Source organism: Kocuria dechangensis (assembly GCF_014636775.1).
Lineage (GTDB): Bacteria > Actinomycetota > Actinomycetes > Actinomycetales > Micrococcaceae > Kocuria > Kocuria dechangensis.
Genome location: NZ_BMEQ01000002.1, coordinates 185,201 through 211,464 on the forward strand (window position 1 = coordinate 185,201; position 26,264 = coordinate 211,464).

Sequence of the window (26,264 nt, forward strand, 5' to 3'; positions counted from 1 at the left end):
TGTCCTCGGTCGGAAGTGGAGTGGTGGGGTGCTGGGGCGGTGTTCCGGGGGAGCGGCTCAGGCGAACGCGCTCCGGCCCGTGAGCGAGCGGCCGACCACGAGCGCGTTGATCTCGTGGGTGCCCTCGTAGGAGTAGACGGCCTCCGCGTCGGCGTGGAACCGGGCGACGTCGTGGGCCAGGGTGATGCCGTTGCCGCCCACGAGCTCGCGGGCCAGCGCGACGGTCTCGCGCATCCGGAGGCTGATCCACATCTTGGCCAGGGCGGAGTCCTCGTCCCGGTAGACGCCCTCCTCCTGCCGCTCGGCGAGCCCGGCGACCATGCTCAGGGACGCCGTGACGTTGCCGAGCATGCGGGCCAGCTTCTCCTGGACGAGCTGGAAGCTGCCGATCGGGCGGCCGAACTGCTCGCGCTCCCGGACGTAGCGCAGCGCGGCCTCGTAGGCGCCGGCCTGGACGCCGGTGGCGATCCACGCGACGTCGGAGCGCATCGCGCGCAGCATCGCGGCGACGTCCTTGAACGAGTTCACGTTCCCGAGCCGCTGGGACTCGGGGACGCGGGCGTCCTGGAGGTGGATGTCCGCGTTCTGCATCATGCGCAGGGAGGTCTTGCCCTGGATCTTCTCCAGCCGCACCCCCGGTGCCTCGCGGTCCACGAGGAAGCCCTTGACCTGCCCGTCGGCCTCGTCGCGGGCGAAGACGGCGAGGTAGTCGGCCGTGAAGGCGCCGCCGATCCAGCGTTTGGCGCCGTTGAGCACCCACTCCTCGCCCTCGCGCCGGGCCGTGGTGGCCAGCCCGCCGGCGATGTCGGAGCCGTGGTCGGGCTCCGTGAGGCTGAAGACGCCGGTCATCTCGAAGGACGTGATCCTCGGGTCCCACTGCGCGAACTGCTCGGGCGTGCCGCCCACGCGGCAGGCCGTGCGGAAGAGCCCGGCCTGGGCGGTGTAGAACGTGGCGACGGAGGCGTCGGTGCGGGCCAGCTCGAAGATCCGGAAGCCGTGGTACAGGGACCGGGGCTGCCCGCCGCCGGCGGTGAGCTCCGGCGGGTCCATGAGCCGCAGCGCGTGCAGGGACGGGGCGATCTGGTACGGGAACTCGCCGGCCTCCCAGTACTCGGCCAGCAGGGGCCGCACCTCGTCCTCGAGCACCCGCCGCAGCCGCCGCAGCGGCGCCTTCTCCGCCTCGGTCAGCCTCCCCTCGACCCCGTACGGGTCGCAGTCGGGGTAGAGGCGGCCGGTGTCCGGGGGGGTGCTCATGCCCGGGTCCCGTCCAGTCCGAGCAGGCGCACCGCGTTCTCCTTGAGGATCTTGGGGCGGACCTGGTCCGTGAAGCTCTGCTGCTCGAAGTCCCCGAGCCACTTCTGCGGGGTGATCAGCGGGTAGTCGGTGCCGAAGAGCACCTTGTCCTGGAGCATCCGGTTGGAGGCCTTCACCAGGGACTCGGGGAAGTACTTCGGCGACCAGCCCGAGAGGTCGATCCACACGTTGGCCTTGTGGGTCGCGATCGAGTTGGCCTCCTCCTGCCACGGGACCGAGGGGTGGGCCATGATGACCTGCAGCTCGGGGAAGTCCGCGGCGACGGCGTCCAGCAGCAGCGGGTTGGAGTAGGCGAGCTTGATCCCGTAGCCGCCGGGCAGGCCGGCGCCCATGCCGTTCTGCCCGGTGTGGAACAGCGCCGGGACGCCGAGGGCCTGGATCGCCTCGTAGAGCGGGTAGAACCGCTCGTCGGAGGGGTCGAAGCTCTGCAGCGACGGGTGGAACTTGAAGCCCTTGACGCCGTGCTCCTCCACCAGCTTCTTCGCCCGCTCCACGGACTTCTGCCCCTGGAGCGGGTCCACGGAGCCGAAGGGGATGAGGACGTCGTTGTTGCGCGCCGCCCCCTCGGCGATCTCCTCGATGGAGTTGGGCTCGTGACCCAGGGCGGTGGTGGCGTCCACGGTGAAGACGACGGCGGCCATCCTCCACTCGCGGTAGCGCTCGGCGATGGTGTCCAGGGACGGGGAGCGGTCCTCCGACTTGAAGTACTTCGCGGAGGCCTCGGTCAGCGCCGAGGGCAGGGACGGGTGCCCGTGGTCGGAGCACTCGATGTGCACGTGCATGTCGATGGCGTCCAGGGACGCGAGGTCGAGACCGTACTCGTAGCGCATGGTCCTGTCTCCTAGGCCTTCTCGGTGGCGGATTCGGGCTGGAGCTCCTCCGGCAGCGGCGGCAGCGTCTCGCCGACCGGCTGGAGGTGGCCCTCGATGATGCGGGGGAACTCCGCGCGCAGCGCCTCGAAGGTCCAGCCGCCGTCGCGGTACTCGGTGACCACGGGCCGGGGGTGGCTGAACACCTGGAGGCGGTCGCCGCCGGCGCCCAGGACCTGGCCGTTGATCCCGGCGGCGTCGTCGGAGGCGAGGTAGGCGATCAGGCCCGCCACGTCGTCGGCGTTGCCGAAGCCGAGCTCCTTGCGGAAGAAGTCCGGCATGGGCTCGCCGCGGCGGTCGGCCTCGACGGCGGAGCGGAAGAAGGGGATCGTCTCGGTCATGGCGGTGGCGGCCACGGGGATGACGGCGTTGGCGGTGACGCCCGCCCGCTCCATCTCCAGGGCCCAGGTGCGGACCATGCCCACGATCCCGGCCTTCGCCGCGGCGTAGTTGGTCTGCCCGAAGGTGCCGTACTGGCCGGTGGGGGAGCCGATGGTGATGATGCGCCCGGCCACCTTGTTGTCCTTGAAGTGGCGGTACGCCTCGCGCACGCAGGTGAAGGTCCCGCGCAGGTGGACCTGGACGACGACGTCGAAGTCCTCGTCGGTCATCTTCAGCAGGGACTTGTCCCGCAGCACCCCGGCGTTGGTGACGAGGATGTCCAGGCGCCCGAAGGCCGTCACGGCGCCCTCGACGAGGGCGGTCGCGGCCTCCGTGGTGCCCACCGGCGCCACGACGGCGACGGCCTGCCCGCCGGCCTCGGCGATGGAGGCGACGGCGCGGTCGGCGGTCTCCTGGTTGACGTCGTTGATCACGACGGCCGCGCCCTGGCGGGCGAGCTCCTGCGCGTAGGCGAGGCCGAGGCCCTGGCCGGAGCCGGTGACGACGGCGACCTTGCCGGTCAGCGGTGCGGTGCTGGTGTCGGTCATGGGAAGGACTCCTTGTGCTCGGTTCCGGCAGGGCCGTCGTGGGTGACGCCGGTCACTGCTCCAGGTTCACGTCCATTCCACTGCGGATCATTGAAAAAGTCAACAGTTAAGGATTTCCACCTATGATGGATTCACTCTTCTTCTAGACTGGAAGCCCACCACACCTGCCGGAGGACCCACGCCATGACGCCACGCACGACCCCCTCGGTCGACGAGGAGACCCCTGCGGTCGACGGCATCGAGCGCCTGGCGCACACCGATCTCGCCACTGAGCCGTTCTTCCTGGCGGCGCGGCTGGCCTCCACCGGTTCCGCCGGGGCGAACCGGATGCTCGCGGAGCTCGGCCTGAAGGTGCGCCACTACTCCGTCCTGGCCCTCGCGTGCAGCGGCGAGGAGCCGACCCAGCGGGAGCTCAGCCAGTTCCTCGTCCTGGATCCGAGCCAGATCGTGTCGATCATCGACGAGCTGGAGCAGCGGGGCGCCGTCGAGCGCCGCACGGACCCCCGCGACCGCCGGTCGAAGATCCTCGCCCCCACTGCCGCCGGGCACAGCCTGTACGCCGAGGCGAAGGCCCTCGTGGCCCGCTCCACCGAGGACTCGCTCACCGAGCTGTCCGCCGCCGAGCGGGACGAGCTGTTCCGCCTCCTGCGCAAGGCCGCCCTCTAGCATCCGGGGCCGGCGCTCCGGCCGGCCCCGTTCCCCTTCTTCCCCTCCTCTCCTCCGCGCCTCCTCCGCGCCTCCTCCGCGTCCGACGACGGCGGAGCCCCTCGCGCTGCCCGCCGCCGCGGGCGCAGGCCCTGCTGTGCCCGCCGGCCGCCGGTGTCCCGCAGGAGATCGCCCGCACCTCTGGACAACGTGATCCCCCTCTCACTACCCTTGGTGCAGGAATAGTGGATTTTTTCAACTATTGCATTTGACGATCGCCTGAGGAGGCACCCGCATGCGCAATGAAGGACTGGGATCGTGGCTCACCCGGAGGCTGGAGAAGTCCGGGGGCAAGGTGGCCGTGGTCCACGGGGAGCGCACCCTCACCTACGGGCAGCTGCACGACCGCTCCGCCCGCCTGGCCACCGCGCTGTCGCGTGCGGGCGTCGGCCCCGGCGACCGGGTGGGGTTCCTGGGCGAGAACAGCCCGGCGTTCGTCGAGACGATGTTCGCCGCGGGGGCTCTCGGGGCGGTGCTGGTGCCGCTCAACACCCGCCTGGCCGTGCCGGAGATCCGGTACCAGCTGGAGGACGCCGGCGTCTCGGCGCTCGTCCACGACGGGGCGCTGTCCGGGCTGGCCGAGGCCTCCGCACGGGGCATGGCCGGCGTCGTCCGGTGGGTCGTCGCCGAGGAGGCCCCCGACGGGACGCCCACGCTGGAGTCTGTGATCGCGGGGGCCGAGCCCTGGGCCGAGGACGTGCCCGTGGCCCTCGAGGACCTGGCCGTCATCCTCTACACCTCCGGGACCACGGGCCGCCCCAAGGGGGCGTGCCTGACCCACGGCAACTTCACGTGGAACTGCTTCAACGTCCTGGTGGACTACGACGTGGCCGCCGACGAGGTGGCCCTGATGATCTCCCCGATGTTCCACGTCGCGTCGCTGGGCATGGGCGTGCTGCCCACCCTGCTCAAGGGCGCCACGCTCGTGCTCGAGTCCAAGTTCGAGCCGGGCCGGGTGCTGCGGCTCATCGAGCAGCACCGGGTCACGTGGCTGTCCGGGGTGCCCACCACCTATCAGCTGCTGTGCGAGCACCCGGACTGGGAGTCCACGGACCTCAGCTCCCTGCGCAAGCTCACGTGCGGCGGCTCGGCCGTGCCGATGCGGGTCCTCGACGCCTACGAGAACCGCGGCCTGGCCTTCACGGCCAGCTACGGCATGACCGAGACCTCCCCCGGCGCCACCAACCTCCCGGCGGCGAAGTCCCGGGAGAAGGCGGGCTCCTCCGGGCTGCCGCACTTCTTCAGCGACGTGAAGATCGTCGACCCGGCCGGACAGGAGGTGGGGCCGGGCGAGCAGGGCGAGATCCTCCTCTCCGGGCCGAACGTCATCAAGCAGTACTGGAACCGCCCGGACGCCGCGTCCTCCTTCGAGGGCGAGTGGTTCCACTCCGGGGACATGGGCTACCTCGACGAGGACGGCTACCTGTTCGTCTCCGACCGGATCAAGGACATGATCATCTCGGGCGGGGAGAACGTCTACCCGGCCGAGGTCGAGGCGGCGATCCTGGAGCTCCCGGGGGTGGCCTCCGTCGCGGTGATCGGCGTCCCGGACGAGAAGTGGGGCGAGGTGCCGCACGCGGTGGTCGTCCCGAGGGAGGGCGCCGAGGTCACGGCCGCGACGATCCAGGAGCACCTGGACGGGCGGCTGGCGCGGTACAAGATCCCCAGGACGCTGTCCCTCGTGGAGGAGATGCCCCGCACCGCCTCGGGCAAGATCCGCAAGAACGTCCTGCGGGAGCGGGCCGCCCGCTGAGCCGGGCGACACGTTCGCCGGGACCGGCCCCGCCTCCTGGACGTACCCGCCCGCCTGCCATAGCGTGCGGGAGCACGGCCGGTGCGGCCGCGCTCCTGTCGGGGGACAGGAGGAGGAACGGGGGAGGACCGCGTGAGGAAGAGAACGACGGCGCTGCCGGCCACCATGGCGGCGGTCGCCGCGCTGGCGATCGGTGCCCCGGCGCAGGCGGCCGGTAGGGCGCACGAGGACGGCACGGGCTTCGTGGGCCGGGGTGCCGTCAAGGCCGCGCTGGACTGGCGGAACCGGGAGCTGCAGGCGAACGCCGGGACGATCTCGTTCGTCGTGGCCTCCGAGTCCGTGACCCGCCGGACGTGGGCGTGCGTCAACGAGGAGACCGGCGAGGTCCGCGAGCAGCGGATGACGCTGACCGTCAGCCTGTCGCGGTCCGTCGCCCACGAGACGCGGACCGACTGGAAGGGCAGGGTCACCGGCTTCCGCCTCACGGGCTTCGACGGCCCGGGCGGCTCGTCCGCCGCCCCCGAGGGTCCCGCGCCGAACTCCTGCCCGGCGGGACCGTGGTCGCTGGTCCCGGAGAGCCCCCGGCTCGTCGAGGGCACGCCCGAGTCCCAGCTGATGGTCGTCCACGCCGGGAAGCAGCACGCGCTGCCGACCGGCTGAGCACCGGCCCCGGGACCCCGGCGTCAGCTCCGGGTCGGGGAGAGCCGTTCGACGACGTCCCGGAGCGCCGCCACGACCGCGTCCACCTGCTCCGGCGTGACGTCGGCGGCCAGGGTGAACCGCACGGCCGTGGTGGCCACCTCCGGGGGGAACCCCATGGCGGTCAGCACGTGCGAGGGCTCGGTGTCGCCGGCGGAGCAGGCCGATCCGGAGGAGACCAGCAGCCCGCGCGCCTCGAGGTCCACGAGCACGGTCTCGCCGTTGACGCCGGGGAAGCAGAAGGACGCGTGCCCGGGCAGCCGCTGCTCCGGGTGCTCCCGGGGGTCGGGCCCGGTCAGGACCGCGGTGGGCACGGCGGACAGGATCCCTGTGATCAGCCGGTCGCGCAGCCCCGCCAGGTGCGCGGCCTTAGCCGGGCGCTCCTGGGCCGCGAGCCGCAGGGCCGCGGCCAGGCCGACCGCCCCCGCCACGTTGGACGTGCCGGAGCGCCGGCCGCGCTCGTGCCCGCCGCCGCTCAGCAGCGGCCGCAGCGGCGTGCCGCGGCGCAGGTAGAGGGCGCCGATGCCCTTGGGCGCCCCGATCTTGTGCCCGGCGAGGCTCAGCGCCGCCACGTCGAGCGCTTGTACGTCCAGCTCCAGCGACCCGGCCGCCTGGACCGCATCCGTATGGAACGGGACGTCCCGCGCCCGAGCCACCGCAGCCAGTTCGGCGACCGCCTGGACCGCACCCGTCTCGTTGTTCGCATGCATCACGGATACCACCGCCGTGCCCGGACGGACAGCCCGGGCCAGCTCGGCGGGGTCCACCAGTCCCTCGTGGGAGACGCCCAGCTCGGTGAGGGCGAAGCCGTCCCAGCGGGCCAGGTCGCGGGCGGAGTCGAGCACGGCGTGGTGCTCGACGGCGCTCGTCACCACGTGGCCCAGCGCCGGGTCCCGGTCCCGGCGGCCCAGGGCGATGCCCTTGACGGCCAGGTTGTCGGCCTCGGTCCCCCCGGAGGTGAAGACCACCTCGGCGGGCCGGCAGTTGAGCACCTCGGCCACGGACTCCCGCGCGGCGTCCAGCCCGGCGAGGGCCCGGCGGCCGACCTCGTGGTGGCTGGCGGCGTTGCCGAACTCCTGCGTCAGGTACGGCCACATGGCCTCCAGGACCTCCCGGCGCACGGGGGTGGTCGCGGCGTTGTCGAGGTAGAGCATGGCTCAGCCCTGCGGGGTCTCGAGGACGATGTCCAGGCCCAGGTCGAGGTTCCGGGCGGAGTGGGTCAGGGCGCCGACCGAGATCACGTCCACGCCGGTGGCGGCGATCTCGCCGATGGTCTCCAGGCCCACGCCGCCGGAGGCCTCGACGGTCGCGCGGCCGTCGACGACGGCGACCCCGCTCACGAGGTCCTCGACCGAGAAGTTGTCCAGCATGACCGTGTCCGCGCCGCCCGCCAGGACGGCCTCGATCTGGTCGAGCCGGTCCACCTCCACCTCCAGGTGCACGGTGTGGGGCAGCCGACGGCGCAGCTGCCGCAGCGCGGTGGTCAGGTCCGTCCCGTCGGCGGTGAGCACGGCGAGGTGGTTGTCCTTGGCCATCACCGCGTCCGAGAGCGAGTGCCGGTGGTTGTGCCCGCCGCCGCTGACCACGGCGTGCTTCTCGAGCGCGCGGAGCCCCGGGGTGGTCTTGCGGGTGTCGGCCACCCGGGTGCGGGTGATCGTCCCGGAGGGGAGCCCGGCGGCCTCCTCCACTCGGGCCACGGCCTCCTCGACCGCGGCGACGTAGCGGGCGGTCAGCGTCGCGATCCCGCACATCCGCTGGGTCAGGTTCAGCGCCACGCGCTCGCCGGTCAGCACGGCCCGGGCGGGCCCGGTGACGGTCGCGAGCACGGCCCCCGCCTCGAACGGCTCGCCGTCGGCCACGTGCAGCTCGACGGCCACGGCCGGCTCGAGGGCGGCGAACGTCGCGGCGAAGACCGCGCCCCCGGAGAAGACGCCGGCTTCCCGGGCCGCGAGCACGGCCCGGGCCGTGGCGGCGGCGGGAATGAGGTGCTCGGAGGTGATGTCCCCCCAGGGGGCGTCCTCGGCGAGCCCTCGCTCCACGACCTCGGTGATGGCGGCTCGGGTCAGCATGCGGGAGTCCTCTCGAAGATGCCGATACCGGCATGTGTACTGGTCAGAGCAGGTTCAGGTGCCGCAATGCTCGGGTGCTGCTGGTGCCAGAAGGTGCGCTGAGCCTGCGCCGGATCCGGGACGGGCATGTCCTCGCGGAAGTGGGCGCCGCGGGACTCCGTGCGGTGCAGGGCGGCGGCCGCGACGGCCCGGCCCACGGTCAGGAGGTTGCGGTCCTCCAGGGCGGAGCGGGTGGGTGCCGGCCCCGTGGCCTGCCCTTCGGGGAGGCGGAACCCGGCCAGGCGGCGGCTGAGCTCCTCGAGCCCCGCTCCGGTCCGGAGCACCCCGGCCCCCGCCCACATCGCGGCCTGGAACGCGTGCCGCTCGAACGGCACGCCGCCGTCCGCTTCCCCGGGCGTGGCCGGCAGGGGGCGGAGACCGGGTCCGTCCGTCCCGAGGCGGAGCGGGGCGTCGTGGGCGCGCCGCCGGTCCGCCGCCAGGGCGTCGACCACCCGGATCCCGAAGACCGCGCCCTCCAGCAGGGAGTTGGAGGCCAGCCGGTTGGCGCCGTGCACGCCGGTGGCCGCGCACTCGCCCACGGCGTAGAGCCCGGGGAGGGTGGTGCGGCCGGCGTCGTCGGTGGCGATCCCGCCCATGAGGTAGTGCGCGGCCGGGGTCACGGGCACCGGCTCCCGGGACCAGTCGACGCCGTGCGCGCGGACGGCGGCGTCGATGGTGGGGAAGCGGCGGGCGAGGAACTCGGCGGTCGTGCCGCCCCCGTGCGGGCCGTCGGCCGGCGGCGCCATCCCGGTGCAGTCGAGCAGGACGGGGCGGCCGCCCTGGTCCAGGCTGCGGCGGAAGTTCTCCCGGGCCACCACGTCCCGCGGGGCGAGCTCCGCGCGGGGGTGCACGCCCTCGAGGTAGCGCCGGCCGGTGGCGTCGCGCAGCACGGCGCCCTCCCCCCGGACGGCCTCGGAGACCAGGAAGCACCCCGGGGCGGCGAGCGCGGTCGGGTGGAACTGGACGAACTCGAGGTCCGCCACGGCGGCCCCGGCGCGCAGGGCCGCGGCGATGCCGTCGCCGGTGGCCACGGCCGGGTTGGTGGTGTGGGGGTAGAGGTGGCCCGCGCCGCCGGTGGCGAGGACCACGGCGTCGGCGCGCAGCTCCCGCAGCCGGTCGCCGCCGGCCCCCAGGACGAGGGCCCCGGCGACACGGCGGCCGGGTGTCACCACGAGGTCGACGAGCATCGTGTGCCGGAGGATCTCCATCCGTCCGGCGCGCTCGGCCTCCAGGGCTCCGGCGACGAGGGCGCGCTCGATCTCCCGGCCGGTCGCGTCGCCGCCGGCGTGCAGGATCCGGGGCACGGAGTGGGCCCCCTCCAGCCCCTCCACCCACGGGGAGCCGGGGCCGGCGGCGCGGTCGAACTCGACCCCTCGGTCCACGAGGCCGGAGACGGCCGCCGCCGACGCCCGGACGAGGACGCGCACGGCGTCGTCGTCGCACGTCCCGGCCCCGGCCGCCAGGGTGTCCTGGACGTGCAGGAGGACGGTGTCCGCGGACTGCCCGGCGGGCAGGGACGCGGTCATGGCCGCGATCCCGCCCTGGGCGTAGGAGGTGTTCGCCTCCGCGAGCTCGTCCTTGCTCAGCAGCATCACGTCGAGGCCGCGGTCGGAGGCCTCGAGCGCCGCGGTGAGGCCGGCGATGCCGCTCCCCACCACGACGACGCGGAAGTCCCGGTTCCCGTTCACCGCGGAAGCGCCGCCAGCATGCGCTCGAGCGCCACCTGGGCGTCGCGGGCGGTCTCGGGGTCCACCGTGATCTGGTTGATCACGCGGCCGGCGACGAGCTCCTCGAGCACCCACGCGAGGTAGCCCGGGTGGATCCGGTACATCGTGGAGCACGGGCAGATCACCGGGTCCAGGCAGAAGATCGTGTGCTCGGGGTGCTCCTCGGCGAGCCGGTTGACCATGTTGATCTCGGTGCCGACGGCGAAGGTGCTCCCCGGCTCGGCGGCCGCGATCGCCTTGCGGATGTAGTCGGTGGAGCCGTTCTCGTCGGCGGCGTCGACCACGGGCATGGGGCACTCGGGGTGCACGATCACGCGCACGCCGGGGTGCTCGGCGCGGGCCTGGTCGATCTGCGCCACGGTGAAGCGCCGGTGTACGGAGCAGAAGCCGTGCCAGAGGATGACCCTGGCGTCCTGCAGCTCCTGGGCGGTGCTGCCGCCCAGATCCTTGCGCGGGTTCCACATGGGCATCTGCTCGAGCGGGATCCCCATGGCCTTGGCGGTGTTGCGGCCCAGGTGCTGGTCGGGGAAGAACAGCACGCGCTGGCCGCGCTCGAACGCCCACTCCAGGACGGTGGCGGCGTTGGAGGAGGTGCAGACGATCCCGCCGTGGCGGCCGCAGAACGCCTTGAGCGCGGCGGACGAGTTCATGTAGGTGACCGGGACGACCGTCTGGCGGCCGTCCGCCGTCGTCTCCCCCAGGAGGCCCATGAGCTGCTCCCAGGCCTCCTCGACGGAGTCCTCGTCGGCCATGTCGGCCATGGAGCAGCCGGCGGCCAGGTTGGGCAGGATCACGGACTGGTGGTCGCCGGAGAGGATGTCCGCGGTCTCGGCCATGAAGTGCACGCCGCAGAAGACGATCGCCTCGGCCTCCGGCTTGCTGCGGGCGGCGCGGGCGAGCTGGAAGGAGTCGCCCAGGAAGTCGGCGTGCTTGACGATCTCGTCGCGCTGGTAGAAGTGCCCGAGCACCACCACGCGGTCGCCCAGCGCCTGCTTGGCGGCCGCGATCCGGCGGTCGAGCTCCTCGGCGGAGGCGTGCTGGTACTCCTCCGGGATGACGGGCTGGGCGGGCGAGCCCGCGGGGACGACGTCGCCCTGCGAGGCGCCGGGCCCGTAGCCCGCGGAGACGGTGGGCGCGAAGTCCCACGGGTTCGTCGCGAGGTCGGTGCTGCACGTGCTGCTCGCCGGCGGGGTGCCGGGGAGGTTCGCGGGCTTGCCGCTCAGCAGGTCGATGCGGGTGGCGACGGAGGTCATGTCTGCTCCTGGGTGGTGCGGCCGGCCGGGTCCCGGTCGGCGAGGTCGAGGTCCGTGTTGTAGCGGTAGAGCCGGGGCGGGCGGTGTCGCGTGCCCTCCAGGCGGGTGCCGGTGTCGAGGACGGCGCCGGACGCGAGCACCTGGCGCCGGAAGTTGGCCGGGTCCAGGGGGGTGCCGAGGATCGCCTCGTGGACGTCCCGGAGCTCGGCGAGGGTGAAGGTCTCGCCGAGGAAGGAGTGAGCCACCCGGCTGTAGGTGATCTTGTTGCGCAGCCGGTAGAGGGCGTAGTCGACGATGCCGCTGTGGTCGAAGGCCAGGGGCGGCAGCTCGTCGACGCGCAGCCACGCGACGTTGAGGTCCGGGTGGAGCTCGGAGGCCTGGTCGGCGCAGAGCGAGGCCCAGTAGACGATCGAGACCACGCGCTCGTCGGCGTTGGCGGACCGGGTGAGGCCGCCGAAGGCGTACAGCTGCTCCAGATAGCCCGGCTGCAGGCCGGTGGTGAGGTGCAGGGAGCGGGCGGCGGAGTCCTCGAGGTCCTCGTCCGGCTTCAGCGGGCCGCCGGGGAGCGCCCACAGTCCGCGGAACGGGTCGCGGATGCGGCGGACCAGGGGCAGCCAGAGCTCCTTGCGGCCGTCGGGCCCGGTGTTGCGGGCGGCGAAGATGACGGTCGACACGGCCAGCGCCACGTTCGGAGTGGTCATCCTCACCTCCTGGGTCCGTCGTTCCTTCAGGTGGAGATGACTATAACACCGTTCTGGTCAGTTGGACATTAAGGGAGCCGTGACCGTGTCGCCCCTGACCAGGCCGCATGATTTCGCGTCCTTCCGGCCGTCCACAGGGGTTGCCCAAGCGCCCGAGGGCGGGCCTACTATCGGGGTCATTCCGTCGGTGCGTCCGGCGACGGCGAGCGAATCGGGGGAAGCCATGGACCGGTCATGCACGGTGAGCGGCTCGATCGGGGGTGCCCTTCTGGTGGCGCTGCTCCTCACCGGGTGCAGCGGGGAGGACGACGGCGCCGAGGCGTCGCCTTCCAGCGCCGCCTCCAGTACGGCCTCGGCCGGTGCCACGGCCGAGGGCCCCGCCTCCCCGGCACCCAGCTCGGAGGGGACTCCTGCGGAGTACGTGCCGGCATCGCTGGAGAGGCCCGCACAGAACGTGCCGAAGCCGGTCATGCCGGAACTGGCGAAGGAGGAGTCGCGGGCGGGGGCGCAGGCATTCTTGGACTACTGGTCGGACGCCATGTGGTACGCGAACCAGACAGGTGACACTTCCTACGCCCGAGCGATCGCCAGTGAGAACTGCGAAATATGCATGGAGCAAATAGACTTTATTGAAAATACGTATAAAGACGGCGCATGGTTTATTGGAGGGCGAGAAAATGCGGAAATTCAAGATCCAAATATTGAGCGCTCACCTGACGGTATATACAAACCTATAGCATTATCCAGTGCTGAAGGAATTAAGCTCGTTGAAAATGGAGCTGTCACCTATGAAGCCCTTCCGCGTTCCGGTGAAGGGGATCCTTTTCTGGTTTATCTTGACTATATCGATGGGGCGTGGCTATACATAACCGCTGCGAATATGTCGGGTACGGGTGAGGTCGGTGGATAGGAGGGTGGTCGCGACTGCGTTGTCAGCTCTTCTGGTCTGCCTTCCAGTAGGTGTTGCGGGGGCAGACTCGGAGGAGCCATCTCGGGCGGAAAGAGCGGCTCAGCTCGGAAGTGGTTATTTTATGCCGGGACAACGAGAGGCAAATATCTCTGAAGCGACAAGAGCGGTCGCCGATGGCGCGACAACAAAGTTGGAAGTTCGGCTCAAGAACGGCCTCTTCAAATCCGGTGAGAAGGGGCGCGGTGAGAATGTCCTTCCTGTGGGCGCAGCCCCCGTCGCCTACGACCCCGACAAGGACCCCGCCTTTCAGAAGGCTCTCCGCAACCACCTGTCGAGCCAGGACATGCCGGAGTTCTTCAGCCCCGACTCCATGGCACAGATGAGGGCCGAGACCTTCGGGCTCCGGAACCCCTGTGCGGCCGAGGAGGACGGGGCGCTCGACGACTGCCTCGCCGAGCAGGAGTGCACTCCTTCCGGGGGCGGGGAGGGCGTCTACATGGACGTCGTCGTCGGGGACGGGTCCGAACGCACGGAGTGGGGCGAGCCGATGTGCGTCCCCGTGGCGGAGGCCGAGAGCGGGGAGGAGGTCATCGAGCTCCCCACCTTCACCCTGCAGGACTTCAAGACCCTCGCCGTCGCCCCGGCGGCGAGCGCGGTCCAGCCCGCCCCGGACACGCTCAGGGGCATGCACACCAACGTCTACGCGGAGGCGCAGCCCCAGCAGTTCGCCACCGAGCTCGGCGGCTTCCCGGTGCAGGTGCGCGCCGTGCCGGTGCAGTACTCCTGGAACTACGGCGACGGCACCACCCTCGGTCCCACCGAGCTCAGCGGCGCCCCGCTCCCGGAGAACGCGTGGGACGAGCAGACCGACACCAGCCACGTCTACGCCGAGACCGGCGACTACGCCGTCACGCTGACCACCTGGTTCTACGGCGAGTACTCGATCGCCGGCGGGCCGTGGCTGCCCGTGGCGGGACTCAACGACGTCGCGAGCGCGCCCGTCCCGATCAGCGTGTGGCGCTCCACGGTGCGCAACTACGCGGACGACTGCCTGGAGAACCCCCGGGGCGCGGGCTGCTGAGCCCAGGCGGAGTCGTCCGAGCGGCCGTCATATTGGCGTTCGTAAACGCATCGTCCCTTCTCAGAGGCGGGTTCGAGGTCTAGGCTCTGCCGGACATCCCCGTCGTGCCCACTGCCAGGAGCCCGAGATGCTGCAGAGATCGTCGGCCTGTCTTGTCATCACGATCCTCACGGGCTCGGTGGCCCTCACCGGCGCCCCGGCCTTCGCCGCGGAGGAGGTCCCGGCCACCGGGGGCCCACCCCCGTCGGACTCCGTCGTCCAGGCTCCCGCCACGACCCCCGCGGTCGCTCCTGCCGTGGTGCCCGCCGCCTACGAGCTCGAGTCCGAGGCGAACAAGTACCCGGGCACGGGCGCCAACGTGTACACCCTGTCGGTCACCCGCAACGGGACTCCGGTCGACGTCGACGGCTTCGACCCCGAGGTGCAACAGTTCGTGGTGACCTCGCTGGAGGCCCTGAGGTACCTGGGGACGTCTCCGGAGGACCCCCTCCTCGTGCTCAATCCGTTCGGCACCAACACCACCGGCGTCTACGCCAGGTTCGCCACCCAGGGGGAGGGCACCCTCTCCTACACCGTCAGCGCGGCCGGCGCCGAGGACTTCACGCGCACCGCCAAGGACCAGGACGAGGACCCGTCGTCGTTCGAGGGGCAGCTGATCGGCGTCGTCCCGGGGGCCGAGAACACGGTGACCGGGACGTGGCAGCCCGCCGACGGCGAGGCCCAGGAGTTCTCATTCACCATCACCGCTCCGCCGAGCAACTCCGCCTACCGCACGAGCCTGGGCCGGACCGTCGAAGGAGACGCGGAGCAGCTCACCGAGGGGCTGTTCGCGGTCGTGGGCCTCACCCGCTACCCCAACCACGGACCCCTCTTCGACAACGCCGGGACGCTGCGCGCCGAGTTCGAGCTCGACGGCTACCGCATGGACCGGATCGAGTTCTACGAGGACACGATGCTGACATCCGTCGCCCCGGACCGGATGGCGCGGATCGACGGCCTGGGCCGGGTGGTCGAGACCTACCCCCTCGAGGGCTACGGGATGCACCACGACTTCGTCCTCGGCGCGAACGGGAAGGTGCTCATCCTGGCGACGGAGACCGGGACGGACAGCATCGAGGACGTGCTGCTGTCCCTCGACCTGGAGACCGGGGCGTACGAGAAGGTCGTCGACTTCTCCGACCTGCTGGCCGACTACAAGGCCCTCGCCACGCCCTACGCCACGTACTCCGGTGTCGTGACGAACGACTGGCTGCACCTGAACTCGGTGGACTACTCCGCCGCCGAGGACTCCGTGATCGTGAGCGCGCGCGAGACCTCCGGCATCCTCAAGGTGGGCGACGTCCACGGCACCCCGGTGCTCGAGTACGTCATCGGGGAGGCCGACGTCTGGGCCGGCACGTCCGTCGAGCCGTTCCTGCTCCAGAAGCTCGGGGACTTCCCCGACAGCGGGGGACAGCACTCGGTGGTGCGCCACGACGACGAGTCCCTGCCGGACGGGCAGTACCGCCTCACCATGTTCGACAACGCCCACTGGCAGTTCAAGAGCCGGCCCCAGTACGCGGGCCGCATCCCGGAGGGGACCTCCCGGGTGGCCACCGGGGACCCGTCCCTGCGCTCGCAGTACCGCACGTACCTCGTCGACGAGGGCGCCGGCACCTACGAGCTCGTCGAGTCGTTCCCCGTCCCGTACTCCGCGATCGTCAGCAACGTGCAGGACCTCGGCGGCCCGCTGGTGATCAACAGCGGCCAGGCGCACACGTTCGCCGAGTACGACGCCGAGCACAACCTGATCGCGCGCTACGACTACGCGGGGCAGGGCTACGGGAGCGGCGACTTCGCCTATCGCGTGCTGAAGTACACGTTCGACGACTTCTGGTTCCGCGAGGAGTGAGCCGCTGACAAGTCTCCGGCACCACTGTGGTGCCCCGTGATCCCCAGGCTCCTCCCAGCGTTCTTCAGCCCGGCTTCAGTGCTCCTGTGGTCTCCTGGATCCTGTGAGGGAGCACTTCGGGATCCTGTGAGAGGGATGAGACCACTGACGACGCACCGTCCCCCCGCGTCGTCCGGAACGTCGCCCGAAGACCGGGCCCTGCGCGAGCGGTGAGACCTCGCGCAGGGCCCGGATCCTTTTCCGGCGGACGAGCGGCGGCCCTGCCGGGCGGCGGCGTGCCCGAGGGCCCTTGCCTGCGTGCCTGCCGTCAGTCCTGGCCCATCGACGCCGCCCACTGCGCGACGCGGGCGGCGCTCTCCTCGTCGGAGAGGTCCTCGACGCGCGTCATGATCGACCACCGCACCCCGAAGGGGTCGCGGATGCTCGCGTACCGGTCGCCGGAGACGAAGTCGGTGGCCGGCTCCCGCACCGTGGCCCCCGCGTCGACGGCGCGGGCCACCACGTCGTCGACGTCCGGGACGTAGAGGCCCAGGGAGTAGCAGTCGTCCTCGCCCGCGGGCGGGGGCACCAGGTGGAAGGCGGGATTGGCCTCGCCGACCTGGAGCCGACCCCGGCCGAGGTCGAGGGTCGCGTGGACGACGACGGGCGTCCCGTCGGGCCCCGGCATGTCGGTCCGGTCCACCAGGGTGGCGCCGAGGACGCGGCCGTAGAAGTCGAGGGCGCCGGCGGCGTCCACGACGGCGATGAACGGGGTGAGGGACGTGAACCCGTGCGGCGTCCCCTCGGTGGTGTGGGCTCCGGTGACGCCACGGGCGCTGCGCTGTGTGCTCATGCCCCGAGCCTAGGGAACCGTGCGGGCCCGGTCTTGAAGATTTCCGCCATGGGCAGCGCGGTCCCCGACGGCCTACCGTGGCGGGTATGAAGGCCAGGGTGGTGGCGCGACTGATCCGGGCCGGCAGCGCGCGCGTGCGGTGGCGGGCGGTCCGTGACGGGCAGGCGGCCGTGCGGGTCGCCGCGGTGGCCGCCGGGCTCCGCACAGGGGTGCTGGTCCTGCTCGACGCGCTGCCCGACACCACCGCGGGTCTTGCCCGCCGGGGAGGCTGGGCCGAGGAGCCTCTGCTCGAGGCGTTCCTGAGGATGCTGTCCGCGCTGGGACTGGTCCACGCCGCGCAGGGGCGGTGGCACCTGACCCGGCAGGGGCGGGCGGTGCTGGCCGACGACGTGGTGCGCTCCTCCTACCAGGCGTTCTCCGGCTACCACAGCGGCCTCTACCGGGACCTGGAACGGCAGCTGACCGGCGGGGCGCCGCGCCGCGACGTCGTCGACCACGGAGAACTGATCGCCCGCCTGTCGCAGGCGATGGACCCGTTCGTGACCGAGATCCTCACCGCGCACCTGCGCGAGCACCGGCCGCGGCGGATCATCGACGTGGGCTGCGGGACGGGGGGACTCCTGGCGCACATGCTGCAGGTGGCGCCGGAGGCCCGGGGTGTGGGGATCGAGCAGGACCCTGCCGCCGCGGCGCTGGCCCGTGCCACGCTGGCCGACCACGCCGTGGCCGACCGCGCCCGGGTCGTCGAGGGCGACGCCTTCCGGGTGCTGGGGAGTCTCGAGGGAGAGGCCGACTGGGTCCTGGTCGCCAACATGCTCTACTACCTTCCCCCCGAGGAGCAGGTCGCGCTGCTGCGGGCGGTGGCCGCGAGGCTCCGGCCCGGTGGCGCCGTGCTGGTGATCAGCACCGTGCTCACCGACTCGATGTTCAGCAGGCACTTCGACCTGCTCCTGCGCGCCCAGCAGGGCCGGATGGCACTGCCCGCGGTCCCGGACCTCACCGCCCGCCTCCGGGCTGTCGGGCTGACGCCGGGCACGGTCCTGCGGATCGCCCCGGGGCAGCCGGTGATCGCCGTCGTGGCGACCCGGCCCGGGGGACGGGGCCGGTGACGGGGCCGGACGGGTCGCGGGGCGGACCCCGCGGTCCCGCCCCCGGACCGCCGCCCACCACGCGGGGCCACCTCACCCCGGGACCGCGGGCCACGGTCGTGCGCCTCCCCGCGCCCGACGACGTCGCCCACCTCGTCCGGCAGCTGTGGATCCCCGAGTGGGATCTGCCGGCGGGGGAGCGGGTCGAGCAGCTGGTGCTCGGCTACCCGGCGAGCAACGTGGTGGTCGAGCCGGCGGGCGTGGCGCTGCATGGGCCCACGACCCGCGCGTCCACCCGGGTGCTGACCGGGCGGGGCTGGGCGGTGGGCGCGCTGCTGCGGCCGGCGGGGGTCCTGCTGTTCACGGACCGCCCCGCGGAACTGCTCGACCGCTCGGCCCCGCTCGACGTCCCCGGCCTGCTCCGGGAGGTCACACGGACCATGGAGTCCACCGCCCCCGAGCTCCGGCACGAGCGGGCCGCCCGCCTGCTGCTCGACCACGTCCGGGGACTGGCGGCGGCGGTGCCCCCGGAGGCGGCCCGGGACGGCGCGGTGGCCAACCGCATGGTGGACCTTGTCGAGTCGGGCGCCGGCCTCCGCGCGCCGGGGGACCTGGCCCGGGAGCTGCACGTGTCCGAGCGGACGCTCCAGCGGCTCGCGGCCCGGTTCGTCGGGATGCCGCCGCAGCTGCTGCTGCGCCGCCGGCGCCTCCAGGAGGCGGCCGAGCGGGTGCGCGCGGACCCCGCGGCGGATCTCGGGGCGCTCGCCGCGGACCTGGGCTTCGCGGACCAGGCCCACCTCACGCGGGAGTTCCGCTCGGTGCTGGGCGCGACCCCGCGCGGTTACGGCCGGGCGCAGCGCGGCTGACGGCGAACGGGGTCCCCGCCGCACGCCGGCGGGGACCCCGGCGGCACGGTGGACGTCGCGGTGGAGGTCGCAGCGGTGATCAGGCGACCGTCCCGGGCTTGCCGTTCCGGCCGACCACGCGCTCGCCGGCGCGCTGCCAGGCGGTCATGCCGCCGCGGAGGCTGGCGACCCGGAAGCCGGCGTCCGCCAGCTGGTTCGCGGCCCGCGCGGAGCGGGCCCCGGACCGGCAGACCGTGACGATCTGACGGTCCTTGCTGAGCTCGCGCTGCCGGGTGCCGAGGGTGTCCAGCGGGATGTGCCGGGCGGCGGGGGCGTGGCCGGCCCGGTACTCCTGGCTGGTGCGGACGTCGACGAGCACGGCGCCGTCCTTCAGGAGCTCCTGGGCGCGCTCCACGTCCACGGTCTCGAAGGAGCTGCCGGATCCGCCGAACAGGCGGCTGAGGAGACCCATCGGCTCAGCGCTTCGCGGTGCCGGCGGGAGTGGTGATCGGGTGGCCCGCGCGGTACCACTCGTTGATCCCGCCGAGGACGTTGACGACGTCGAAGCCCTGGCCCTCGAGGAACGAGGCGGCCTGGGCGCTGCGCCCGCCCGCGGCGCACATGACGTGCACGGGGTGCGCGGCGGGGACGTCGCCGAGGGAGGTGGTGAGGCGGGAGAGCGGCACGTTCCGGGCGCCCTCGACACGGGCCTCGGCGAACTCGTCCTCCTCGCGGACGTCGAGGACCACGGCGTTCTCGCCCAGGGCGGCGAGCTCGTCCACGCTGATGCTCTTCATGGGGATGTCCTTTCGTGGGCCCCGGCGGTCCCGGGGTCTCTGGGCTTCAGAATACCCCAGGGGGTATTTTTCCGCCAGGGTCCCGGAGGCGGCCCGGGAGCGATCGACGGCCGACGGCGGGGCCCGTGTGAGCGAGCAGACACCCCTGCGGCAAATAACCGGCGCCCGTCCGCCGTTGAGGAGAGCAGAACCCAGTTCCCTGACGAAAGGACGGCCCGTGCCGACCTCCCCCCTGACCACCCCGCTCACCGTCGGCTCCCTGGAGCTGCCGAACCGTCTCGTGATGGCGCCGCTCACCCGGATGCGCTCGGGCCGTGACGGCGTCCCCGGCGACCTCAACGTCGAGCACTACGCCCAGCGCGCCTCGATGGGCCTGATCGTCACCGAGGGCACGTACCCCGACGCGGTGGGGCAGGGCTACGCCTACCAGCCCGGCATCGTCACGCCCGAGCAGGTCGAGGGCTGGCGGCGGGTGGCGGACGCCGTGCACGCCGGCGGCGGGCGGATCTTCATGCAGGTCATGCACGCGGGCCGCGTCTCCCACGCCGAGGTCAACGGCGGCTCCCAGCCGGTCGCGCCGAGCGCGGTCGCGATCGAGGCCGAGGTGCACACCTACAGCGGCAAGCACCCCCTGCCGGTCCCGCACGCGCTGACCGCCGATGAGCTGCCCGGCGTGGTCGAGTCCTTCGTGCGGGCGTCCCGCAACGCGGTCGAGGCCGGCCTGGACGGCGTGGAGATCCACGGCGCCAACGGCTACCTGCTGCACGAGTTCCTCGCCCCGGGCGCCAACCAGCGCACCGACGAGTACGGCGGCTCCCCGGAGAACCGGGCCCGTTTCGTGGTGGAGGTCGTCCGGGCCGTGGCCGAGGCGATCGGGGTGGAGAAGGTGGGCCTCCGCGTCTCGCCCGAGCACAACGTCCAGGACGCGTGGGAGCTCGACCACGAGGACGTCATGGCCACCTACACGGCCCTGGTCGACGGTCTCGCCGACCTGGACCTGGCCTACCTCTCCGTCCTGCACCGCGAGCCGGAGGGCGAGCTCGTGCAGGGCCTGCGCCTCGCCTTCGGCGGCGCGTTCCTCGTCAACAGCGGCTTCGGGACCCCCACCAGCCGCGAGGAGAGCGTGCGGCTGCTCGAGGAGAACGTGACGGACGGCGTCGTCGTCGGCCGTCCGGCGCTCGCGAACCCGGACCTGGTCCGCCGCTGGGCGGAAGGCCTCCCGGAGAACCAGCCCGACCCCCGGACCTTCTACACGCAGGACGCCGAGGGCTACACGGACTACCCTGCCTACGAGGCCCCCGCCGGACCCGGCGCGGAGGCCGCCGCCCAGCACTGAGGAGACCGATGAGCACGCTGTTCACCCCGTTGACCGTCGGCGGCCTCGAGCTGCCCAACCGTGTGGTCATGGCGCCGCTGACGCGCGTGCGCTCGGGCCGTGCGGGGGTGCCCGGCGACCTCAACGTCGAGTACTACGCGCAGCGCGCGTCGGTGGGCCTGATCGTCACCGAGGGCACCTATCCCTCGGTGACGGGCCAGGCCTTCGCGTACCAGCCGGGCATCGAGACGCCCGAGCAGGTCGCGGGCTGGCGCCGCGTGGCGGAGGCCGTGCACGCCGGCGGCGGGCGGATCTTCATGCAGGTCATGCACGGCGGGCGGATCTCGCACCCCGCCTTCAACGGCGGCGTCCGGCCGGTCGCGCCGAGCGCGGTCGCGGCCGACCAGCAGACCCGCACGTACGAGGGCAAGGAGCCCCTGCCGGTCCCGCGCGCGCTGACCGCCGAGGAGCTGCCCGGGATCGTCGACGAGTTCGTGCGGGCGTCCCGCAACGCGGTCGAGGCCGGCCTGGACGGCGTGGAGCTCCACGGCGCCAACGGCTACCTGCTGCACCAGTTCCTGGCGCCCTCGGCGAACCGGCGCACCGACGAGTACGGCGGCTCCCCGGAGAACCGGGCCCGGTTCGTGGTCGAGGTCGTGCGGGCCGTGGCCGGCGCGATCGGGGCGGAGCGGGTCGGCCTGCGGATCTCGCCGGAGCACAACATCCAGGGGGCGGTCGAGGAGGACCACGACGACGTCGTGGCGACCTACGGCGTGCTCCTGGACGGCCTCGCCGACCTGGGACCGGCCTACCTCTCGGTGCTCCACGACGACCTGGAGGGCGCGTTCGTCCAGGGGCTGCGGTCCCGGTTCGGCGGGCCGTTCCTCGCGAACCGGGGCCGCAGGTGGGGCGAGATGGACCTCGCCGAGGCCCGGCGCCTGGTCGACGGGGGCCTGGCGGACGCCGTGGTCGTGGGCCGGGCGGTCATCGCCAACCCCGACCTCGTGCGGCGCTGGCAGGAGGGCCTGCCGCTCACCCCGGCGGACCCGGCCACGTTCTACACCCAGGGCGCGGAGGGCTACACGGACTACCCGTTCGCACGCGTCTGATCGCCGCCGGAGGGCGCCGGCCGAGCGCGCCGACCCAGTGCGCCGGTCAGCGCCCGCCGGTGGCGCAGCAGGCGCTGTCGCCGCCCACCTGGTTCATCTCGAGACCGGTCCGGCCCTCCAGGTCCGGGCGGGCGTCGGCCGTGACGGTGTAGATCTCCCACGGCTCGTCGCCGGGGCCGGTGACCCAGACCTTGTCCTGCACCGCGTAGCAGCAGGTGGTCTGCGCCTCCGGGCGGGTGGCCATCCCGGCGTCGGCCAGGCGGTGGGCGGCCGCGTCGACGAGCTCGGTGCTCTCGACCTCCACGCCGAGGTGGTCCATGCGCGTCTCATCGCCCGGCTCGCCCTCCAGCAGGACGAGCTTCAGCGGGGGCTCGGCGATGGCGAAGTTGGCGTAGCCCGGGCGGCGCTTGGCCGGGGTCGTGTTGAACAGCCTGGAGTAGAACTCGATGGAGCTCTCGAGGTCGGCGACGCGCAGGGCGAGCTGGACTCTGGACATGACTGCTTCCTCTCATCATGTGACGGCCCACCGTGGGATATAGATGACCGTCGATGTGTCCACGATGCCACTCACATCGACATCCGTCAATACATATGACCGGTCCCGGCCCACGACCGGACACCACTTCACGGCGCTGCAGACCCCCGGAACGGGGCGGAGCTCATCGCGCGGGCCGGCCGGCCCGGGGTCCTCCTACGGCTTCCGCCGGCCGCGCCGGAAGCGGGCGGGGGGCCAGTCCGGCCGGGGGAAGCGCACGTCCCACTCGCCCGCGCCGGGCAGCCGCCATCCGCGGCGGCGGGCCACGACGGTGACCGTGGCGGACGTGAGGATCGCCGCGGCCATCCCCCAGTTGGGCAGATCCAGGCTGTACAGGACGGCCATTTCGAGGCTGCCGATCAGGGCGCCGGTCGCGTAGAGGGTGTTCCCGCCGAAGACCCGCGGGACCTGCCCCACCGCGATGTCGCGGATCATGCCGCCGCCGACCGCGGTGATCACCCCGATCATGATGGCGGGCAGCCAGTTCAGACCTGCGGCGAGAGCCTTGGAGGTGCCGGTGGCCGCCCAGCAGCCCAGGGACAGCGCGTCGGCCACGATCAGCACCCGGTTGGTCCACTTCCCCCGCAGGTGGAGGAAGAACGCGATCACGGCTCCGGCGATCGCCGTGCTCAGGTACGCCGAGTTCGTCAGCGCCACGGGGAACCCGACCTGCAGCAGGACGTCGCGCAGCATCCCGCCGCCCAGCCCCGAGACGACGGCCAGGACCGTGAAGCCCACCAGGTCGAACTTCAGGTGCCGTGCCACCGCGCCGCCCAGGACACCGTTGGCCAGCACGCCCATCAGGTCGACGACGTCGAACAGCACCCGCGGATCCAGATCTCCCATGACCACCTCGCCCTCGCCGCACCGACGCCCGAGGCTAGCACCCGCGCGGGCGCGGGCCTCTCCAGCGGCGCAATGCGCCGTCACCACGGGTAGCGTGAGGCCCATGAGGACCGAACTCGTCAGCGCCCTGCTCGGACGGGTGGCCGCCGCCCCGTTCGCGGTGCTCAAGCAGTTCCGGCCGCGGCGGCCCATCCACTCCGAGGGCGTGGGCCTGGACGGAGTGCTGACCCGGACGGGCGGCGGGGGCAGCGGCGTCCGGTGGATCGACGACGCCGGCCAGGAGCCCGTGCGGGCCCGCTTCTCCCGCTCCTTCGGCTTCCCCCAGGGCTGGCCGGACATCCTCGGCCTGGCCCTGCGCGTCCCGGCCCCCGCCGGGGGCGGTCCGGCGGCGGGTGCCGCGGACGTCCTGCTCGCCACCGCCGGCAGCGGCCGGCTCTCCCGCTTCGTGCCGACCTTCCACCGGCACGTCCCCGACGGCGCCCTCGCCTCCTTCATGCCCTACCGCGGCGCGCACGGCCCCGTGCTGGTCGGCGCGCACCCGGAGCCGCGGGCGGCGCCTCTGCCCGCCCGCCCCGACCGCTTCCGGGAGTCCGTCGCGGCCGAGCCGTGGGTCCTGGGCCTCTACTGGGCCACGCCCCTCGGCCCCTGGCGGCGCTTCGGGACGGTCGAGCTCCGGCCGGGCGACCCGTTCGGCACCGACGAGCGCTTCGACCCCCTGCTCAACGTCCCGGCCGGCGCGGAGAACTACGGGTGGACCCGCCGGCTGCGCGAGCCTTCCTACACGCTGGCCCGCACCCCTCGGGAGCGGCTGCCCCGGGCGTAGACTCGGGACATGGGACTGACGCTGAGCCCGGCCTCCACGACCACCTCCGCCGACCGCCGCCACGCCCTGGTGGACTCGCCCATCGGTCCCCTCGCGCTCGTCGAGGAGGACGGCCGGCTCGCGGCGCTCTCCGTCGAGGGAGCCCGCCAGGGCCCCGTCCCCGGCTCCTTCGGGACCCGCGACGACGACGCCCTCCCGCACGTCCGGGAGCAGCTCGCCGAGTACTTCGCCGGCCGGCTCCGCGAGTTCGACGCCGACGTCGTCCTGCACGGCACCCCCTTCCAGCTGCGGGTGTGGAACGCGCTCGCCGGCATCCCGTACGGCACGACCGGCACCTACGGCCAGATCGCCCGCGCGATCGGCACGCCCCGGGCGGCCCAGGCTGTGGGCGCCGCCAACGGCCGCAACCCGGTGAGCCTGCTCGTCCCGTGCCACCGGATCATCGGCGCCGACGGCCGGCTCACCGGCTACGCGGGCGGGATGCAGCGCAAGGAGTACCTGCTGCGGCTCGAGGGCACCCTGCTCTGAGCCCCCGGCACCGCCCCGCCGCCCGACCGTCCCGCAGGAGGAACGATGCCCCGTCTCGACGACCTCGCCGACACCATGCTGCACCGTGCCCGCGCGTCGGGGAGCGGGCACAGCGCGGAGCTGATCGTCCACGACGGCGTGCTGCGCCAGACGGTGATGGGCCTGCGCGCCGACACGGAGCTCGCGGAGCACGAGGCCCCGGCCGCCGCCACCCTGCAGGTGGTCTCGGGCCGGATCCGGGTGCTCAAGCGCGGTCAGCTCGCCGAGGAGCTCACCCCGGGGGAGCTGGTGTCCCTCACGCACTCCCGCCACACGATCGAGGCCCTGGAGGACTCGGTGTACCTCCTGACCACGGTCTCCGGCCCGCCCCGCGAACGGGACGCCCGGGTGGCCTGACAGCCCGCCCGGGGCCACCGGAGCGCGGAGCGGAGGCTCCGCGCGACGCATGCCTCAGAAGGCATATCTGACCTCGCAGTAGGGCAGCCGGCGGTGCAGCAGCTCGAGGAACTGCTCGAGGCAGCGCTGCTTCTCGCGGAACCGGTAGCGCACGTTGACCGCCCCGTTCTGGGAGCGCTTGGGCTCCTGGAGGTCGGGCCGCCACAGCACCTCCTCCGCCCTGGGGTGCCACTGGGTGTTGACCTCGTGCAGCTGCGCGTTGTGGGTCAGGAAGATGACCTCCGCGGCCAGCCGCTCCTTGGCGGCCGGGCCGATCCCGGCGTCGAGCTGGTCGAAGAGCTCCGCCCAGTCCTCCAGCCACGTGTCCGTGACGATGACCGGCGAGAAGTTCACGTGCACCTCGTAGCCGGCGGCCACGAAGTCGTCGATCGCCGCGATCCGCTCCGCGACCGGGCTCGTGCGGATGTCGGTGAGCTTGGCCAGGCGCGCCGGCATGAGGGAGAACCGGACGCGGGTGCGCCCCTGCGGGTCCCAGTCCAGCAGCTCCCGGTTGACGTACTTGGTGGCGAAGGACCCCTTGGCCGTGGGGTGGCGGCGGAACAGGTCCACGAGGTCGTGCACGTTCTCGCTGAGCAGCGCGTCCACCGAGCAGTCGCTGTTCTCGCCGAGGTCGTAGACCCACGCCTCGGGGTCGCACTGGTTGGCCTCCGGCTTGGCGCCCTGCCGGCGGATGTGCCGGTCCAGGTAGCCGGTGATCTGCTCGATGTTCGCGAAGACCGTCACGGGGTTGCTGTAGCCCTTCCGGCGCGGCACGTAGCAGTACGCGCACGCCATGGCGCACCCGTTGGCCGTGGAGGGGGCGATGAAGTCCGCCGACCGCCCGTTGGGCCGGGCCGCGAGCGACTTCTTGACCCCCAGCACCAGCGCCTCGCGCTTGATCCGCACCCAGCGCCTCGCGTTGGCCTCGTTGCCGTGCAGCTCGGGGATCTGCCAGTGGCTCGGCACCTCCACCAGCGTCGCGTCCGGCCAGCGCTCGAGGACCTCCCGGCCCCGCGGCAGCTGCGCGGCCGCCGGCTCGTAGTAGATGCGGGTGATGTCGACCATGGAGGGATCGGGGGGCATGCGCCGAGTCTAGGAGCCCCGTCCGACACCTCCGCGGGCCCCGGGGGCCGGGAATGGACAGTGGACTTCGCACCCGGGGGCGGCGAGG

27 protein-coding genes are annotated in these 26,264 nt (G+C 72.7%); 13 read left to right on the forward strand and 14 right to left on the reverse strand.

What is annotated here, in order from left to right; all coding sequences use genetic code 11:
* Positions 1–57: 57 nt before the first annotated feature.
* From IEW07_RS03050 to IEW07_RS03060, 3 genes are read right to left on the reverse strand one after another with little or no spacing between them, the layout of a single operon-like run.
* The gene (locus IEW07_RS03050) at positions 58–1,254 is read right to left on the reverse strand and encodes an acyl-CoA dehydrogenase family protein (protein WP_188534361.1); all 1,197 of its coding nucleotides are present in this window, start codon (positions 1,252–1,254) and stop codon (positions 58–60) included.
* On the reverse strand, positions 1,251–2,144 hold the full coding sequence (locus tag IEW07_RS03055; RefSeq protein ID WP_188534362.1) for an amidohydrolase family protein: 894 nt from the start codon (positions 2,142–2,144) through the stop codon (positions 1,251–1,253). Before IEW07_RS03055 ends, IEW07_RS03050 begins: the two co-directional genes overlap by 4 nt.
* Positions 2,145–2,155: 11 nt before the next feature.
* Positions 2,156–3,112, reverse strand: a complete 957-nt coding sequence (locus IEW07_RS03060; RefSeq protein WP_188534363.1) for an SDR family NAD(P)-dependent oxidoreductase — start codon at positions 3,110–3,112, stop codon at positions 2,156–2,158.
* Between the two features lie 183 nt (positions 3,113–3,295).
* Between IEW07_RS03060 and IEW07_RS03065 the strand changes: the two genes are divergently transcribed.
* The 3 genes from IEW07_RS03065 to IEW07_RS03075 all read left to right on the forward strand — a co-directional run bounded on the left by IEW07_RS03065 (position 3,296) and on the right by IEW07_RS03075 (position 6,230).
* A complete protein-coding gene (locus IEW07_RS03065; protein ID WP_188534364.1) occupies positions 3,296–3,778 on the forward strand; it encodes a MarR family winged helix-turn-helix transcriptional regulator in 483 nt (160 codons plus the stop codon).
* 274 nt (positions 3,779–4,052) lie between these two features.
* Positions 4,053–5,570 carry an acyl-CoA synthetase gene (locus IEW07_RS03070; protein WP_188534365.1) on the forward strand — a complete coding sequence of 506 codons (1,518 nt, stop codon included), beginning with the start codon at positions 4,053–4,055 and terminating at the stop codon, positions 5,568–5,570.
* Positions 5,571–5,702: 132 nt separating this feature from the next.
* Positions 5,703–6,230: a hypothetical protein gene (locus IEW07_RS03075; protein WP_188534366.1), complete on the forward strand. Its 528-nt coding sequence runs from the start codon at positions 5,703–5,705 to the stop codon at positions 6,228–6,230.
* Between the two features lie 23 nt (positions 6,231–6,253).
* Here IEW07_RS03075 and IEW07_RS03080 read toward each other — a convergent pair whose 3' ends face one another.
* From IEW07_RS03080 to IEW07_RS03100, 5 genes are read right to left on the reverse strand one after another with little or no spacing between them, the layout of a single operon-like run.
* Positions 6,254–7,423 (reverse strand): cysteine desulfurase family protein, encoded by a 1,170-nt coding sequence (locus IEW07_RS03080; RefSeq protein WP_188534367.1) that lies wholly within the window; start codon positions 7,421–7,423, stop codon positions 6,254–6,256.
* Between the two features lie 3 nt (positions 7,424–7,426).
* Positions 7,427–8,338, reverse strand: a complete 912-nt coding sequence (nadC, locus tag IEW07_RS03085; RefSeq protein WP_188534368.1) for a carboxylating nicotinate-nucleotide diphosphorylase — start codon at positions 8,336–8,338, stop codon at positions 7,427–7,429.
* Entirely contained in the window at positions 8,332–10,065 is a 1,734-nt protein-coding gene (nadB, locus tag IEW07_RS03090; RefSeq protein ID WP_188534369.1) for an L-aspartate oxidase, read from the reverse strand. The genes nadC and nadB overlap by 7 nt, the downstream gene beginning before the upstream one ends.
* On the reverse strand, positions 10,062–11,357 hold the full coding sequence (nadA, locus tag IEW07_RS03095) for a quinolinate synthase NadA (protein ID WP_188534370.1): 1,296 nt from the start codon (positions 11,355–11,357) through the stop codon (positions 10,062–10,064). The genes nadB and nadA overlap by 4 nt, the downstream gene beginning before the upstream one ends.
* Positions 11,354–12,058, reverse strand: coding sequence for an NUDIX hydrolase (locus tag IEW07_RS03100; protein WP_188534371.1), 705 nt, complete (start codon positions 12,056–12,058; stop codon positions 11,354–11,356). The genes nadA and IEW07_RS03100 overlap by 4 nt, the downstream gene beginning before the upstream one ends.
* Positions 12,059–12,479: 421 nt before the next feature.
* Here IEW07_RS03100 and IEW07_RS03105 point away from each other — a divergent pair, with 421 nt between their 5' ends.
* The 3 genes from IEW07_RS03105 (at position 12,480) to IEW07_RS03115 (ending at position 15,940) form a co-directional block, all read left to right on the forward strand.
* On the forward strand, positions 12,480–12,968 hold the full coding sequence (locus IEW07_RS03105) for a DUF6318 family protein (RefSeq protein ID WP_188534372.1): 489 nt from the start codon (positions 12,480–12,482) through the stop codon (positions 12,966–12,968).
* 259 nt (positions 12,969–13,227) lie between these two features.
* The gene (locus IEW07_RS03110) at positions 13,228–14,049 is read left to right on the forward strand and encodes a PKD domain-containing protein (RefSeq protein WP_229741525.1); all 822 of its coding nucleotides are present in this window, start codon (positions 13,228–13,230) and stop codon (positions 14,047–14,049) included.
* Between the two features lie 127 nt (positions 14,050–14,176).
* Entirely contained in the window at positions 14,177–15,940 is a 1,764-nt protein-coding gene (locus IEW07_RS03115; protein ID WP_188534373.1) for an aryl-sulfate sulfotransferase, read from the forward strand.
* Positions 15,941–16,247: 307 nt separating this feature from the next.
* On the opposite strand, the gene IEW07_RS03120 is transcribed toward IEW07_RS03115, so the two are convergent.
* A complete protein-coding gene (locus IEW07_RS03120) occupies positions 16,248–16,772 on the reverse strand; it encodes a VOC family protein (protein WP_188534374.1) in 525 nt (174 codons plus the stop codon).
* Between the two features lie 86 nt (positions 16,773–16,858).
* Between IEW07_RS03120 and IEW07_RS03125 the strand changes: the two genes are divergently transcribed.
* Both IEW07_RS03125 and IEW07_RS03130 read left to right on the forward strand, forming a co-directional pair.
* On the forward strand, positions 16,859–17,881 hold the full coding sequence (locus IEW07_RS03125) for a class I SAM-dependent methyltransferase (protein ID WP_229741526.1): 1,023 nt from the start codon (positions 16,859–16,861) through the stop codon (positions 17,879–17,881).
* Between the two features lie 98 nt (positions 17,882–17,979).
* Entirely contained in the window at positions 17,980–18,726 is a 747-nt protein-coding gene (locus IEW07_RS03130) for a helix-turn-helix domain-containing protein (RefSeq protein WP_188534376.1), read from the forward strand.
* A gap of 79 nt (positions 18,727–18,805) precedes the next feature.
* Here IEW07_RS03130 and IEW07_RS03135 read toward each other — a convergent pair whose 3' ends face one another.
* On the reverse strand, positions 18,806–19,177 hold the full coding sequence (locus IEW07_RS03135; protein ID WP_188534377.1) for a rhodanese-like domain-containing protein: 372 nt from the start codon (positions 19,175–19,177) through the stop codon (positions 18,806–18,808).
* 4 nt (positions 19,178–19,181) lie between these two features.
* The gene (locus tag IEW07_RS03140; protein ID WP_188534378.1) at positions 19,182–19,502 is read right to left on the reverse strand and encodes a rhodanese-like domain-containing protein; all 321 of its coding nucleotides are present in this window, start codon (positions 19,500–19,502) and stop codon (positions 19,182–19,184) included.
* A 217-nt stretch (positions 19,503–19,719) separates the two neighbouring features.
* Here IEW07_RS03140 and IEW07_RS03145 point away from each other — a divergent pair, with 217 nt between their 5' ends.
* Positions 19,720–20,838 (forward strand): alkene reductase, encoded by a 1,119-nt coding sequence (locus tag IEW07_RS03145; RefSeq protein ID WP_268235517.1) that lies wholly within the window; start codon positions 19,720–19,722, stop codon positions 20,836–20,838.
* A gap of 8 nt (positions 20,839–20,846) precedes the next feature.
* Positions 20,847–21,926 (forward strand): alkene reductase, encoded by a 1,080-nt coding sequence (locus IEW07_RS03150; protein ID WP_188534379.1) that lies wholly within the window; start codon positions 20,847–20,849, stop codon positions 21,924–21,926.
* A 46-nt stretch (positions 21,927–21,972) separates the two neighbouring features.
* Here IEW07_RS03150 and IEW07_RS03155 read toward each other — a convergent pair whose 3' ends face one another.
* Positions 21,973–22,422 (reverse strand): ArsI/CadI family heavy metal resistance metalloenzyme, encoded by a 450-nt coding sequence (locus tag IEW07_RS03155; RefSeq protein WP_188534380.1) that lies wholly within the window; start codon positions 22,420–22,422, stop codon positions 21,973–21,975.
* 195 nt (positions 22,423–22,617) lie between these two features.
* A complete protein-coding gene (locus IEW07_RS03160; protein WP_188534381.1) occupies positions 22,618–23,307 on the reverse strand; it encodes a trimeric intracellular cation channel family protein in 690 nt (229 codons plus the stop codon).
* A 103-nt stretch (positions 23,308–23,410) separates the two neighbouring features.
* On the opposite strand from IEW07_RS03160, the gene IEW07_RS03165 reads away from it, so the two are divergent.
* The 3 genes from IEW07_RS03165 to IEW07_RS03175 are packed head-to-tail and all read left to right on the forward strand — an operon-like array spanning position 23,411 to position 25,054.
* Positions 23,411–24,130: a hypothetical protein gene (locus IEW07_RS03165; protein WP_188534382.1), complete on the forward strand. Its 720-nt coding sequence runs from the start codon at positions 23,411–23,413 to the stop codon at positions 24,128–24,130.
* A gap of 9 nt (positions 24,131–24,139) precedes the next feature.
* Positions 24,140–24,658 (forward strand): methylated-DNA--[protein]-cysteine S-methyltransferase, encoded by a 519-nt coding sequence (locus IEW07_RS03170; RefSeq protein ID WP_229741527.1) that lies wholly within the window; start codon positions 24,140–24,142, stop codon positions 24,656–24,658.
* A gap of 45 nt (positions 24,659–24,703) precedes the next feature.
* Positions 24,704–25,054, forward strand: a complete 351-nt coding sequence (locus IEW07_RS03175) for a cupin domain-containing protein (protein WP_188534383.1) — start codon at positions 24,704–24,706, stop codon at positions 25,052–25,054.
* Positions 25,055–25,108: 54 nt separating this feature from the next.
* Here the strand turns inward: IEW07_RS03175 and IEW07_RS03180 are convergent, their stop codons facing one another.
* Positions 25,109–26,176 (reverse strand): spore photoproduct lyase family protein, encoded by a 1,068-nt coding sequence (locus IEW07_RS03180; RefSeq protein WP_229741528.1) that lies wholly within the window; start codon positions 26,174–26,176, stop codon positions 25,109–25,111.
* Positions 26,177–26,264 lie beyond the last annotated feature (88 nt).

Coding starts and splice junctions, on each gene's coding strand:
- IEW07_RS03050 (WP_188534361.1), bottom strand. CDS start 1,254: ATGAGCACCCCCCCGGACACCGGCCGCCTCTACCCCGACTGCGACCCG.
- IEW07_RS03055 (WP_188534362.1), bottom strand. CDS start 2,144: ATGCGCTACGAGTACGGTCTCGACCTCGCGTCCCTGGACGCCATCGAC.
- IEW07_RS03060 (WP_188534363.1), bottom strand. CDS start 3,112: ATGACCGACACCAGCACCGCACCGCTGACCGGCAAGGTCGCCGTCGTC.
- IEW07_RS03065 (WP_188534364.1), top strand. CDS start 3,296: ATGACGCCACGCACGACCCCCTCGGTCGACGAGGAGACCCCTGCGGTC.
- IEW07_RS03070 (WP_188534365.1), top strand. CDS start 4,053: ATGCGCAATGAAGGACTGGGATCGTGGCTCACCCGGAGGCTGGAGAAG.
- IEW07_RS03080 (WP_188534367.1), bottom strand. CDS start 7,423: ATGCTCTACCTCGACAACGCCGCGACCACCCCCGTGCGCCGGGAGGTC.
- nadC (WP_188534368.1), bottom strand. CDS start 8,338: ATGCTGACCCGAGCCGCCATCACCGAGGTCGTGGAGCGAGGGCTCGCC.
- nadA (WP_188534370.1), bottom strand. CDS start 11,357: ATGACCTCCGTCGCCACCCGCATCGACCTGCTGAGCGGCAAGCCCGCG.
- IEW07_RS03100 (WP_188534371.1), bottom strand. CDS start 12,058: ATGACCACTCCGAACGTGGCGCTGGCCGTGTCGACCGTCATCTTCGCC.
- IEW07_RS03115 (WP_188534373.1), top strand. CDS start 14,177: ATGCTGCAGAGATCGTCGGCCTGTCTTGTCATCACGATCCTCACGGGC.
- IEW07_RS03120 (WP_188534374.1), bottom strand. CDS start 16,772: ATGAGCACACAGCGCAGCGCCCGTGGCGTCACCGGAGCCCACACCACC.
- IEW07_RS03125 (WP_229741526.1), top strand. CDS start 16,859: ATGAAGGCCAGGGTGGTGGCGCGACTGATCCGGGCCGGCAGCGCGCGC.
- IEW07_RS03135 (WP_188534377.1), bottom strand. CDS start 19,177: ATGGGTCTCCTCAGCCGCCTGTTCGGCGGATCCGGCAGCTCCTTCGAG.
- IEW07_RS03140 (WP_188534378.1), bottom strand. CDS start 19,502: ATGAAGAGCATCAGCGTGGACGAGCTCGCCGCCCTGGGCGAGAACGCC.
- IEW07_RS03150 (WP_188534379.1), top strand. CDS start 20,847: ATGAGCACGCTGTTCACCCCGTTGACCGTCGGCGGCCTCGAGCTGCCC.
- IEW07_RS03155 (WP_188534380.1), bottom strand. CDS start 22,422: ATGTCCAGAGTCCAGCTCGCCCTGCGCGTCGCCGACCTCGAGAGCTCC.
- IEW07_RS03160 (WP_188534381.1), bottom strand. CDS start 23,307: ATGGGAGATCTGGATCCGCGGGTGCTGTTCGACGTCGTCGACCTGATG.
- IEW07_RS03165 (WP_188534382.1), top strand. CDS start 23,411: ATGAGGACCGAACTCGTCAGCGCCCTGCTCGGACGGGTGGCCGCCGCC.
- IEW07_RS03170 (WP_229741527.1), top strand. CDS start 24,140: ATGGGACTGACGCTGAGCCCGGCCTCCACGACCACCTCCGCCGACCGC.
- IEW07_RS03175 (WP_188534383.1), top strand. CDS start 24,704: ATGCCCCGTCTCGACGACCTCGCCGACACCATGCTGCACCGTGCCCGC.
- IEW07_RS03180 (WP_229741528.1), bottom strand. CDS start 26,176: ATGCCCCCCGATCCCTCCATGGTCGACATCACCCGCATCTACTACGAG.